This window comes from Dactylosporangium fulvum (assembly GCF_025137375.1).
GTDB lineage: Bacteria > Actinomycetota > Actinomycetes > Mycobacteriales > Micromonosporaceae > Dactylosporangium > Dactylosporangium fulvum.
Map to the genome: position 1 here is coordinate 7688392 of NZ_CP073720.1, position 12353 is coordinate 7700744.

8 protein-coding genes are annotated in these 12353 nt (G+C 66.7%); 1 reads left to right on the forward strand and 7 read right to left on the reverse strand.

The features are described from left to right. Positions 1 to 26: 26 nt before the first annotated feature. The 7 genes from Dfulv_RS35180 to Dfulv_RS35210 form a co-directional block, all read right to left on the reverse strand. Positions 27 to 1805, reverse strand: a complete 1779-nt coding sequence (locus tag Dfulv_RS35180; RefSeq protein ID WP_259858136.1) for a hydantoinase B/oxoprolinase family protein — start codon at positions 1803 to 1805, stop codon at positions 27 to 29. 26 nt (positions 1806 to 1831) lie between these two features. After that, positions 1832 to 3892 carry a hydantoinase/oxoprolinase family protein gene (locus tag Dfulv_RS35185; RefSeq protein WP_259858137.1) on the reverse strand — a complete coding sequence of 687 codons (2061 nt, stop codon included), beginning with the start codon at positions 3890 to 3892 and terminating at the stop codon, positions 1832 to 1834. A 43-nt stretch (positions 3893 to 3935) separates the two neighbouring features. Next, positions 3936 to 5594 carry an amidohydrolase gene (locus tag Dfulv_RS35190; RefSeq protein ID WP_259858138.1) on the reverse strand — a complete coding sequence of 553 codons (1659 nt, stop codon included), beginning with the start codon at positions 5592 to 5594 and terminating at the stop codon, positions 3936 to 3938. Positions 5595 to 5711: 117 nt separating this feature from the next. Beyond that, positions 5712 to 6479 carry an ABC transporter ATP-binding protein gene (locus Dfulv_RS35195; protein WP_259858139.1) on the reverse strand — a complete coding sequence of 256 codons (768 nt, stop codon included), beginning with the start codon at positions 6477 to 6479 and terminating at the stop codon, positions 5712 to 5714. Beyond that, a complete protein-coding gene (locus tag Dfulv_RS35200) occupies positions 6479 to 9181 on the reverse strand; it encodes a branched-chain amino acid ABC transporter permease/ATP-binding protein (protein ID WP_259858141.1) in 2703 nt (900 codons plus the stop codon). Before Dfulv_RS35200 ends, Dfulv_RS35195 begins: the two co-directional genes overlap by 1 nt. Before the next feature lie 130 nt (positions 9182 to 9311). Continuing rightward, on the reverse strand, positions 9312 to 10079 hold the full coding sequence (locus tag Dfulv_RS35205) for an SDR family NAD(P)-dependent oxidoreductase (RefSeq protein ID WP_259858142.1): 768 nt from the start codon (positions 10077 to 10079) through the stop codon (positions 9312 to 9314). An 86-nt stretch (positions 10080 to 10165) separates the two neighbouring features. Continuing rightward, positions 10166 to 11425, reverse strand: a complete 1260-nt coding sequence (locus Dfulv_RS35210; protein ID WP_259858143.1) for an ABC transporter substrate-binding protein — start codon at positions 11423 to 11425, stop codon at positions 10166 to 10168. Positions 11426 to 11644: 219 nt separating this feature from the next. Here Dfulv_RS35210 and Dfulv_RS35215 point away from each other — a divergent pair, with 219 nt between their 5' ends. Next, the gene (locus Dfulv_RS35215) at positions 11645 to 12349 is read left to right on the forward strand and encodes an isochorismatase family protein (RefSeq protein ID WP_259858144.1); all 705 of its coding nucleotides are present in this window, start codon (positions 11645 to 11647) and stop codon (positions 12347 to 12349) included. Positions 12350 to 12353: the final 4 nt, after the last annotated feature.

The window sequence follows — 12353 nt, forward strand, 5'->3', positions numbered from 1 at the left end:
CAGATGCACCGGGTCAGCAGAGCGGCCTACCAGATCTCGTCCACGTAGCCGTCGCGGTGGAACAGCTTGTGCGAGCGCTCGCCGCTCCTCAGCTCCTTGGTGAGGGCGATGTCGACGTCAAACGTCTGCGGGTCCAGCACCACGCCGTAGTCCCGTCGGGCGCCTGTCACGCTGACGAAACCGCCGAGAACGTCCTGTCTGACCAGGTCGGGCCCACGCATGAAGGGATCGCCCCAGCCCCCTCCCCCGCTCGTCAGGATCCGGATGACGTCACCCTCTTCGACGGCGTTCCCGTCGCTCATCGGTTGGAGCTCTCTCGCCTGGGGCGTTCCGGGGTTGATCGTTACCGAACCGGGCCGCCCAGCCATTCCGCCGGAAACACCCCACGGCGGGAACTGCACGTTGTCGATCCGGATGGCGATCTGGCCCGCGGGGCGCAGGAAGGTGAACTCACGCATGACCCCGCAGCCGCCACGGTGGAGTCCGGGGCCACCCGAGTCGGGGTGGATGGAGTACTCCTCCAACCGCACGGGGTAGGACATCTCGATGTACTCGATCGGGTAGTTCTTCTGCCCCACGTGATAGATCGCGTCCGAGCCGTCGGCGTACGGCCTAGCGCCTCGCCCAGACGCCATTCCGTCGGTGACCAGCAGCCAGCGGCCGGTGGCGGGATCGAACGACCGCAGCATGTAAAGGCAGTAGTTCGCCGATGCCGCGGTGGAGTCGCCGTCGGTGGCAAGTGCGAGCACGCCCTGGATCGCCGAGGCGAAGCGCTGCCAGGCCGAGCCCCGGCTCCCGAGAGCCGCCGGGAAGCGGGGCTGGACGATGGAGCCCTCTCGCAGCTGGACGACATCGGCGATGTCCGCGGCGCCGCCGTTGAAGACGATCGAGGAGTCCTGAGGCAGCACGGACTGAGCGAGCGCCAGTGGGGGCACGGACGTGTGCATGAGGAAGTTCGCCGGTCCCAGCGACTGGTCGCTGCTCTCGGTGAGATCCAACCTGACCGAGTCACCGTCCCGCTGCACTTCCAGCCGGATCCAATGTGGACCGTCGGCCGAGCTGGTCTCGATCGGCTCGGCGAAGCGGAGCGTTCCTTGCGGCAGCACCTCGCGGACTCGGGCACGCAGGGCCTCGGTCGTCTGCGAGAGGAACGTGTCCATCGCCTGACGGAGCGTCTCCGCCCCGAACCGCTCGGCCGCCTCCACCAGACGGGTCACCCCCATCTGGACGGCCGCCGTCATCGCCCGGATGTCGCCTTCGAGCATCTCCGGGAACCGGGAGTTGCGGACGAAGAGTCTGATCAGGTCCTCGTTCCACTGGCCGCCGCGGAACACGCGAACCGGCGGGACGATGATCCCCTCCTGGAAGATCTCGGTCGCATCCGGGGACAGGCTCCCCGGCCGCATCCCGCCGATGTCCCAGAAGTGCCCGAACACTTCGCAGAAGCCCACCAGCGTGTCGCCGGCGAATGCGGGCGAGATGAAGACCAGGTCCGGCGAGTGCGTAACGCCGCCGTGGGAGCCGTAGCAGTCGTTGTACCAGTAGATGTCGCCGTGCTGCATGGTCTCCGGGGGGTAGCTGTCGAGCAGCGCCTCCACTTTGTTCGCGCCCACGGGGTTGCGCAACAGCAGCGCCCTGCCGCGAGCGTCGGTGAACCCCGCGTCGTAGTCCTTCTTCTCGTTGATGAAGGGAGACATGCTCGTGCGTTCGATAAGCGTCTCGATCTCGGCCACCGCCGAGGCCAAGACACCCCTGACGAGGCCCAGCGTCACCGCGTCGAGACCTGACGTCGTGTTGCCACTCATCGAATGTCCTCCTCGTCTCGTGCTGGTCATCCGCGGCCGCTCAAGTTCTGAATGATGATGTTGCCCGTGTCGTCGACCCGTGCGGTCTGGCCCGGGAGAACGACCGTGGTCGTGTCCATCTGGTCGATGACGGCCGGACCTGAGAACTCGTCGTGCGGCGAGAGCCGGGCGCGCTCAAAGGTGGGGCAGTCGACGTACCCGTCGGTCTCACGGAAGTAGACCGAGCGCGTGCCGCTCGCAACGGGGCCCTTCGCGCCCGGTTTCGCGCGCAAGGCGGCCAGCTCGCCGCCCAACCTGCCGATCGCCGCGGTGCGCAGGGTCACCACCTCGACCGGGGAGGTAGGTGAGTCATAGGTGTACAGGCGCCGATGCTCAGCATGGAAGGTCTCCACCATGCCCACACGCTGCTCCAGATCGAACGGTCCGATCTCGACCGGGACCGTGATCTCGAACTGCTGGTTCTGGTAGCGAAGATCGGCCGACCACTGCACGATCTGGCGCTCCCGGGGGACGCCTTCCCCTTCGAGCCAGGCCCGGGCATCGGCATCGAGCTCGTGGAACCGCTTCGCCACGGCATCATCGAGAGGATCCGCCGCCACGCTGGAGCTGGCGAAGTCGTTTCGGATGTCGCTGGCGATGAGACCCAACGTGGAGAGCACGCCAGGGCTCTCCGGCAGAACCACGAACGGGATGTCCAGCAGTCGCGCGATCGGTGAGGTCTGCAGCGGTCCCGCGCCGCCGAAGCCGATCAGTGCAAAGGCTCTGGGGTCGATGCCCCGCTCCACCGTGAGCACACGGATGGCCCCCGCCATACTCTCGTTCACGATGTCGAGAATGCCGATCGCGGCCTCTTCCACGCTGATCCCGAGTGGCCCCGCGACATGCTCCTGGATCGCGTCGACGGAGGCCGCGACATCCAACTGGAGACTGCCGCCGGCAAGACTGCGCGGCAGGCGCCCCAGCACCAGGTTGGCGTCGGTGACCGTTGGCAGCACTCCGCCCCGCCCATAGCAGGCGGGTCCGGGAACAGCCCCGGCGCTGGCGGGTCCCACCACCAGGTTCCCCGAGTCGGTGACCGAGGCGATGCTGCCCCCGCCCGCGCCGATCGTGTGAATGTCGATCATCGGCGTGGCAAGCGGCCAGCTGCCGATCTGACCCTCGGTGGTCGACGCGGGCACGCCCTCCCTGATCAGGCTCACGTCGGCACTGGTACCGCCGACATCGATCGAGATCAGCCCGTCGAAGTGGGCGTCGCGTCCCACCTTGCCCGCGCCGACGACGCCGGCCGCCGGTCCGGACAGCGCGGTGAGGATGGGCTGCTCCATCGCGGTCTCGGCACTGATCACCCCGCCGTTCGACTTCATGATGTAGAGCGGCGCCTCGATCGATCGCGCCTTCAGCTCGTCTCTGAGCTGGCCGATGTAGCTGCTGACGGCCGGCATCACGTAGCCGTTCAGTACGGTGGCCATCGATCGCTCGTACTCGCGGAACACGGGCAGCACCGTCGAGGACAGTGAGTACCACGCCTCGGGATGGACCTCCGCCATGACGTCTCGCGCCCGCCGCTCGTGCGTGGGATTGGCGTAGGAGTTGAGGAAGCAGATGGCGATGGCATCGATGCCCCGTGACCGGTAGAAGAGGGCGGCCTGGCGGCAGTCCTCCTCGTCCAGGTCACGCAGCACGGCCCCCGACGCAAGCGTGCGTTCGGCGACCTCGCGGACCAGCTCCGGAGCGACCGGACGCGCCGGCTTGATCCAGGTGTAGATGTTCGAGCCACGGGGGACGTCATGCCGCCCGATCTCCAGCACGTGACGGAAGCCCTTGGTGGTGACCAGGCCGGTGGGGGCCCCTCGTGCTTCGAGGATGGCGTTGGTGGCGGTCGTGGTCCCATGGACGATCCGCGCCACCTCGCCGGGGTGCGCTCCGGCGAGGGCCATCGCCTGGTCGACCGCGACCAGGAACCCCTGTGACGGGTTGTGCGGTGTCGTCGCCGTCTTACAGCTCCAGGACTGTCCGGAGGCGAGGTCCGCGATGGTGACGTCGGTGAACGTCCCGCCGACGTCGACGCCGATGGCAAGGTTACGCACTGGGTCTATTACCTCCTGAGTTCCGCTGCTCGCAGTGGGCATGTCAGGCCCTGTCATGTCCGGGTGTCGGCGTGGGCGCGGACCAGACCTCTCGCCCACCCACGTAGGTGGCGACGATGGGCATCGACCGCAGCGTGTCGCCGTCGGCGGTCAGCGGGTCGCCGGAGAAGACCGCGAGGTCGGCGAACTTTCCGGCCTCGATCGTTCCCGAGGTCCGCTCCGAGAAGCCCAGCCACGCCGAGCTGGCCGTCACCGCCGTCAACGACTCGTAGTTGGTGATGGCCTGATCGAGTGCCACCTCGGTGCCGTCGATCGCTCGCCTCGAGATCGCGACGGCAGCGTCGCGGAGCGGGTCGATCGGCCAGTAGATGGGAGAGTCGGCACCGAACGTCAGGTCGAAGCCGGCATCGAGGAGCTGGCGGAACGGGAAGGACCCCTCGGTGCGAGGGGAGCCCAGGGTCTGGTTCGCCTCGTTCGCCAAGTAGTACATGAAGGCCGGGTTCGGAACGGGTGTCACACCGAGAGCCTTCGTCCGACGGATCCTGGTCTCGTCCATGAGCCAGTTCCCCATGTGCTCGATGCGGTGCCGCAGATCTCGGCTGTCGTCCCCGATGAGAGCCTTCTCGTAGCTGTGCAGCACCATGTCCGCGGCTCGATCGCCGATGGCGTGGACACAGATGCGGATCCCGGCGTCGTGGTAGGCGGCGACCACCTCGTCGAGCTCGTCCTGCTCGATGCGAATCACCGGGTGGTTGCCGCAGGGCTCGCCGTCGATCGGCGTCCAGGCCGACATGCGGCCGGTGAACCCGCCGTCGATGCTCATCTTGATCCCCGCGAACCGCAGCATGTCGCTGCCGAAGCCACCCTGGAGGCCGAGCTCCAGAACCGCCCACTTGGAGATCTCAGACTCGATGACGCGCACGATCAGGTCGACCCGCAGCGGCAGCCGCCCCTCGCGCTCCAGCTCCTGGTAGGCACGGATCTCCCGGGCGTTCGTCACCATCTCGTGGATGGCGGTCACCCCGCGGGCTGCGGCCCCCAGCAGGTGGCTCTCGATCGAGGTCTTGTACTCCTCGAAGCTGCCCTCCAGGAAGTAGGGGCGCAGCGGAAGCTGTGCCCGCTCGTGGAGGACGCCGGTCGCTCGGCCCCGCCGGTCACGGGCGATGAAGCCCCCCGCCGGGTCCGGTGTGGAGTCGGAGATCTCGAGCAGCTTCAGGGTCTGCGAGTTGACCACGCTGATGTGACCACCGAACCTGACGGCGACCGCCCGGCCGGGGACGGCGTCGTCGAGCTCCGCAAGCGTGGGCAGCCGGCGCTCCTGCAAACGGAACTCCTGCATGGGACTCGCCATCACGTGCAGGAGCTCTTGATCGGGAGCCGAGTCCGACTCCGCGCGCAGGATCTCCAGGAGGTCGTCCACGGTTTTGATCGGACGGTAGAAGTCGCGGCAGTCCACGAACGACGACCCTGTCGCGGTCGCACCGAGGTGCGTGTGGGTGTCGACCAGGCCCGGCGTCACCACCCGGCCGGCCAGTTCGACGACGCGCGCCCCGGGGGACACCGCCGGTACGACGTCCTCTCGACGTCCCACGGCGCGAATGGTGCCGTCACTGATTGCGATGGAGTCCGCGCTGTAGCTCGGCCCGTCGGCCATGGTGAGGATTCGGCCGCCGAGCAGAAGCAGTTCCGACGGTTCTGGCATGGGATTCTCCCGTTCTCGCCTCGGGTGCGGGCATGTGAAGCCAGGGGCAGGGGCTGGATGAGGTCCAGGCCCGGCCCGTGGCGTCAGTCCACGTCGACTGGTGGGGCAGTGCGTTCGCTACACGTCCTCGCCGGGCGCTGCGCCCACTCCCAGGTAGCCGCGCACGATCGCGTCCTCGTCGAGCTCGGAGGGCAGGCCGTCGAACGCCACCGCCCCGCGGTGCAGCATCACCACCCGGTCCGCCATGGCCAGCGCGCGGGTCACGTACTGCTCGACCAGCAGCAACGCCGCACCCGTGGCGGCCAGCTTCTGGAGCACCTGGAAGATCTCATCGACGATCCGGGGCGCCAGGCCCATCGACACCTCGTCCAGCAGGACGATGTTGGCCTGCGAGAGGAACGCGCGGGACAGCGCGAGCATCTGCTGCTCACCGCCTGACATCGTCCCTGCGACCTGGTGGAGCCGGTGACGAAGGATCGGGAACGTCTCGATCACTTCGTCGATGCGGTCCGCCGTGGCCCACTTCGGGACCTGAAGGCGGAGGTTCTCCCGAACGGTGAGCGATCGCCAGATCCCCCGACCCTCCGGAATCAGGCAGAGGCCGGCCTTCGCCCGGCGTGCCGGAGAGGCCGTTGTCAGATCGGCGCCGTTGACGGCGATCGTGCCGGCGGCCGGCCTGAGCAGACCGCTGGCGGTGCGCAGGAGCGTCGTCTTGCCCGCACCGTTCGGGCCCAGCAGGGCCACGATCTGGCCACGCGGGACCGTGAAGGACACGTCATGCAGGACTGCCGTGCCTCCGTATCCCCCACTCACCGAGTGCAGTTCGAGGGCAGCCTCCGGGAGGGCGGCACCATGCTTCACCGTTGTTGCGGACTCAGCTGTCATCACACCGTCTCCGTCGCACTCGCGGACTCGGCAACCTTCTCGGTCGCCGATGCGGTCTCCAACTCGTCCCCGAGGTAGGCCGCCCGAACGATCGGCGAGCCGATCACGTCGGCGGCGTCGCCCTGGTAGATCAGCTTGCCGAAGTCGATTACGTAGATGTACTCGCAGATCTCCGACACCAGCGCGATGTCGTGCTCGACGAGCAGGATCCCCACTCCTCGCTCGGCGACGACACGTTGCAGGATCTCGCCGAACTGCGCCGTCTCGGCACGATCGAGTCCGGAGGACGGTTCGTCGAGGAGCAAGATCTTGAACGGCCCGGCCAGGCATCGAGCCAGCTCCACCAGTCGGCGTTGACCGGTGGAGAGGCCACCCGGGGTCAACTCGGCCAGGTTTTCGATGTGGCACATGGCCAGAGCTGCGTCCGCGGAGGCCAGCGCCTTCTCCCTGACCGCGCGGGACCCCAACAGGTGACTGAGGATCCTGGTGCCGGCGAACCTGGCCTCGTACCCGAGCGCCACGTTCTCGCGCACGGTGAGGCTGTCGAACAGCTCCATGCGCTGGAAGGTGCGGCCGATGCCGTTACGGGCGCGCCTGGCGACCCCGAAGCGCGTCACGTCCTTGTGCTGGAAGAACACCCGGCCACGCGACGGCCGCAGGAAGCCGGAGGCCACGTTGAAAATCGTCGTCTTTCCCGCCCCGTTCGGCCCGATGAGCCCGGTGATGACACCGGTCCTCGCGGTCAGGGAGACGCCGTCGACCGCGGCCAGGCCGCCGAACTGGACCCGCAGGTCGTTGAGCTCGAAGGTCGCGGGCTCCGCTTGCAGCACCGGCGCCGCGACGGCAGTCGTCGTACGACGCACCGAGGTCTTCGGCTTGCGGAAGATGCCGTCGAGGAATCGACGCAGCGACTCCGGCGTGTCACCGGCATCCTGTACCCGCTTCAGCGTGTAACCGAGCGCGCCGAGCCCGAAACCGAGCTGCAGCCAGGCGGTCGCGGAGGCGTCACTCCAATACGACGGGATCAAGGTACTACCCATCGCGGCGCCGAGCGCATACCAAGGTGCGTTACCCAGGTTGATGATGATCAGACAGAACAGGGTCAGCGACATGAGCGGCATGTACGCCGTCTCCGTGGCGATCCCCAGCCCGCCCGCCTCCAGGACACCACCGATGGCGGCCAGGAACGCCGAGATACAGAACACCAGCAGACGAGTCAGATGAATGGACGTTCCGCTGGCCGACAGGCCCACCGAACTGTCAGCCAGCGCCCGAAGCAACCGCCCCAGACGTCCACCCACGATCGCCAGGACCAGCAGCAGCGTCAGCACCGCCAGCAACAGGACGAAGTAGTAGTACGTCGTGTCCGTGTCGGGCAGACCCACCGCGGCGAAGTCCGGACGCGGCACGTGAACGCCGACTCCCATCTTCCCGAACATGTACCCGCTGCCATACATGATGTACTGGAGCATCAGCCCGAAACCGAACGTCGCCAGTGCCAGGTAGAGGCCCGAGAGCCGCATGGCGGGAATCGCAAGCAGTGCCCCGATCGGCACCGCGATCAGCCCGGCCACGAGAACCGCGGCCAGCCAGGGCCAGCCATGAACCACCATCAGCCTGGACAGGGTGCACGCCCCGATCGCCATGAAACTGACATGACACAGCGAAACCTGACCGGAGGTACGCACGAGCAGCCCGAGCGACAGGAAGACGATCACCATCGCCAGGGTCCGTGACCAGTCCGTCAGGTGCAGACCCGCGAACTGGGGCACGAAGAGAAGAACCACCAGCAGCACCGCACCGAACCCGACCTGCACCTGCCAGGGCCCCTTCCACGCCGCCGCAGCACGAGGCAGCAAGGGTGCCGCATCGGCAAGATGACGGCGCGGAGAGACCAGAAGCACCAGGAACAGAATCAGGAACGGCAGCGCAGCCGAGAGCCCCGCCGACAGCCCGGTCGTGAACCACTTCGTCGCGAAGGCAGCCGCGACTCCGATGACGAGCGCACCGGCATAGGTCCCCGGCAGACTACGGAACTGACCGATCGCCGCCGCACCAAACGACGCGATCACCAGGAACGTGAGAGTCGTCGCATCAAGAGCGATGAACGGCACGATCAACAGGCCCGACACAGACGCAAACACAGAACCGATCACCCAGGCGGTACGACGCACGACCGTCGGACGCATGCCGGCGATGTCGAGCAGCGACGGATCCTGAACGACCGCCCGCATCGCCAAACCCATCCGGGCGTACCGCAGGAACAGGTAGAGAACAGTGGTAGCCACCAGCCCGGTGCCTATCACGATCACCTGATCGGTGGTCACCACAGCACCACCGACATGGATCGGATCGGTGGGCAGGAACTTGGGCACGTAACGGACCTCGTGACCCCAGATGATGACCGCGATCGCCTGAACCATCAACAGGATGCCGATCGTGGCCGTCACCCGCATCACGAGACTCTGACCCTCAAGCCGCCGAGCCACGAGTTCCAAAGCCAGACCGAGCAACGGTGCCGCGATCAGCACACAGACGACCGCGGACAACTGCCACGACCAACCCTGCTGCACATGCAGGAAATAGAACAGATACGCGGCCGCCGTGGCCAACGCCCCATGGGCAAAATTGAACAGGCCCGATGTTCGATAGGTGAGGACGAGCCCGACCCCACTCACGGCATAGGCAGAGCCGAGCGTCAAGCCGGCAATGAGAAAGGGTATCAAGGTCGTCGTCCCCTCAGGTTCGCGTGTGGATGCCGATTCATCGCGAATCGGCCCTTCTCAGGGTTAGGCCGAGGCCGTGGACACGACCTCCGTGCTGCCGCTCTCTTCACAGCACTGCGACCGGACCGGCAAGCTGGCCACCATCGACGATGACCCGACTACCGGTGGTGTAGGAGCTCGCATCGGAGGCGAGGAAGAGGGCTGCCTGGGCGACCTCCTCGGCCAGGCCGATGCGAGGGATCGGGAGACCGCCGTACCAGGCGTCCTTATCGATGGCTTCGAACTCCGGACTGCGGCTCATGTCGGTGTCGACGCCACCGGGGTGGATGGAGTTGATCCTGATCCCGGTGCCGGCATACTCGACCGCCGCGTTCCGGGCGAGGGATGCGTTGGCGGCCTTGCTGGTGCCGTAGGCGGCGTGCGCGGCGATGCCGGTGTCGCTCGCCGCCGAGGACATCACGACGATCGACCCGCCACCCTTGTGCTGCATCACCGGCGCGACGGTCTTGATGCCCAGGAAGGCGCCGATCACGTTGACCTGGAACACCCGCGTGAGGTCGTCGGCGGTCAGGTCCGCGATCAGCTTGGGACAGTTGACGCCGGCGTTCGCCACCAGGATGTCCGGAGGGCCGAACGCATCGGTGCAGAACCGAACCGCCCGTTCCCACGCGGCCGGCTGGGTGACATCGAGATCGGTGTAGGCGGCTGCGGGCCCCAATTCCTCCGCCAGGGCGACACCCTCGTCGCGGAGGACGTCGGCGATCACGACCGACGCCCCCTCCGCGACGAACAGCCTTGCGGTTGCCGCGCCGATTCCTCGTGCGGCGCCGGTGACGATGGACACCTTGGCCTCGAGACGACCACTGCTGCGCATTTCGGCCCTCTATCATCTGGTGGTGCGATCCGATGAGTCTGCGAGCGAACAGGCTCCACGGCGGTGGCCGTCCTAAGGGCAGCGCACTAGCCCTTGAGAGAGGCGACGATCTTCGCGATCTGGTCGGCGGGCGCACACTTCGGCTTCACACCGTCAGGCGTGCTGAACTTGCCGTCCTTCAACGAGTACGTGTAGTAGCAGTTGTTCAGGAACGGCTCGCCGGGCTTGAAGTTCAGCGGTCCGGTGAGGCCGCCGAGCGTCTCGTCCTTGAGGGCGTAGAGACCCTTCTTGACGCTGTCGGAGGTGATCGGGCCATCGGGGGCAGCGTTGACAGCGGCCTCGAAGAGCTTGCCGGAGACCCAGACGCCCGGGTCGATGAAGTTCAGCGGCTTTTCCTTGCTTCCCAGTTTGGGAGCGAACTCCCGAATCGCGTCATGGAACTCCTTGGTAGCCGGCGTCGACTCGTCGAAGAACGGGAATCGTGCGTCGACGAACTGGACGTTGTTGAACCCGGACTGACCGGCCAGCCGACCACTCGCGGTCTGCGAAATCATCGGGATGTCAAGGCCCTGGGTCTCGCACTGCTCCGCGAACCGCTTGGCGACGTCGGAGGTAAGGCTGACGGAGAAGCTCTTCGCTCCGGAGCCCTTGACTGACTGACAGAGTGCGGTGAAGTCGGGGAGGGACCCGTCCACGGCACTGGAGTAGGCGACCTTGACCCCCAACGGCCCACCGAGCGTGTTGAGCAGGTCGACGGTCGTTTTGCAGGTTGCCGAGCCCGCGCAGTAGAGCTGCGCCATTTTGTCGCCGTTCTTGCTCGCGGCCTCGGCCGTGCCGTAGAACAGCGCGATCAGGTTCGCCGAGGTCGGGAAGTACACCGGCGAGAGCATCGAGTTCATGTTGGATCCGTTGCCGCCGACGAAGGGCACGCCGGCCTTCTCCAGCGCCGGCGCCCAAGTGCTCTCGCCGGAACCCTGGGCGTTCGAGCCCACGACGGCAACGACCTTGTCCACGTTGACGAGCTCGTTGATGTACTTGGCCGACAGGGCGGTGTTGCCCTGGTCGTCCTTGATCACAAGCTCGATCGGGCGCCCCTTGAGGCCACCGTGCTTGTTGACCCAGGATGCCCATGCCTTCGACACCTCGGCACCGGACGCGGAGTCCGCGGAGAGAGGTCCGGTCAGCGTGTGTATCACACCGACCTTGATGGGCTCACCGGTGAGGCCGCCCTTGTCGCCGGCTCCGTTGTCGTCGCCGCACCCCGCCAAGGCGGCCGTAGCCACCAGTGCCAGGGCCGCCAGGGAACGCTTGGCAGCGCCCTGAAGGCTGCGCGTTTTGCCGATCACTTTTCCTCCATTTATTCAATCGGGCGAGGCCGGCGCGGCCCGCACGCACCCAACTACGGCGACGACCGCTCGGACGGCGTCGCGTTCCCTTTACTAGGGGCCCTTCGTCCGAATAGTTCGCATACCGTATACGGTATGTGATGAGCACAACAAGAGCAGTCCCATCACATTTCCGTATACCGTGTACGGCGAGAAACTCGCCTATTAGGAGACGAACCCATGGAACGAATCTGGGACCAGTTCTTGTCCGACCGTGATCGGCAGTGGCTGGAGCGGTTTCCCCGGCGACCGCGCATGGGCTTCGGCTCCCGACCGGCGCTGGTCATCGTCGACAACATCAACAAGACGGTGGGGCCGCGGGGCGAGGACATCCTCGCGACCATGCGGGACCAGGTCTTCAGCATGGGCCACGAGGCCTGGGCCGGAATCGACGCCACTGCGACCCTGCTCGATCTCGTTCGCCGGATCGGTCTCCCCGTCGTTCACGTCTCGACGATTTCCGGCATCAACAGCCCGTGGGACTTCCTCACGTACCAGCGCCGTCCCGACGTGACCTTCGCGCGCGATCACCACGAGCCCGAGGCCGGATGGAGGATCGTCGATGCCCTCACGCCACGGCCCGACGAGCTGCACATCCAGAAGGCCGCTCCCAGCGCGTTCTTCGGCACTCCCCTGCTGCCGTCACTCATCCGCTTCGGTGTCGACACGCTCGTCGTCTGCGGCAACAGCACCAGCGGATGCATCCGCGCGACGGTCCTCGACGCGGCCTCTCACGCCTTCAAGGTCGTCATTCCGGAGGAGTGCGTCTTCGACCGCACCGAGGCGTCGCACGCGATGAACCTGTTCGACATGGACCAGAAGTACGCGGACGTGCTGGGTGTCGAGGAGGTCGCTCGACGTCTAGCGGACTTCGGAGCTTCCTGATCGC

What these genes read in the sequence shown, in the direction of transcription:
- Dfulv_RS35180 (WP_259858136.1), bottom strand. Translation starts at nt 1,805, where the DNA reads ATGAGTGGCAACACGACGTCAGGTCTCGACGCGGTGACGCTGGGCCTC.
- Dfulv_RS35190 (WP_259858138.1), bottom strand. Translation starts at nt 5,594, where the DNA reads ATGCCAGAACCGTCGGAACTGCTTCTGCTCGGCGGCCGAATCCTCACC.
- Dfulv_RS35205 (WP_259858142.1), bottom strand. Translation starts at nt 10,079, where the DNA reads ATGCGCAGCAGTGGTCGTCTCGAGGCCAAGGTGTCCATCGTCACCGGC.
- Dfulv_RS35195 (WP_259858139.1), bottom strand. Translation starts at nt 6,479, where the DNA reads ATGACAGCTGAGTCCGCAACAACGGTGAAGCATGGTGCCGCCCTCCCG.
- Dfulv_RS35215 (WP_259858144.1), top strand. Translation starts at nt 11,645, where the DNA reads ATGGAACGAATCTGGGACCAGTTCTTGTCCGACCGTGATCGGCAGTGG.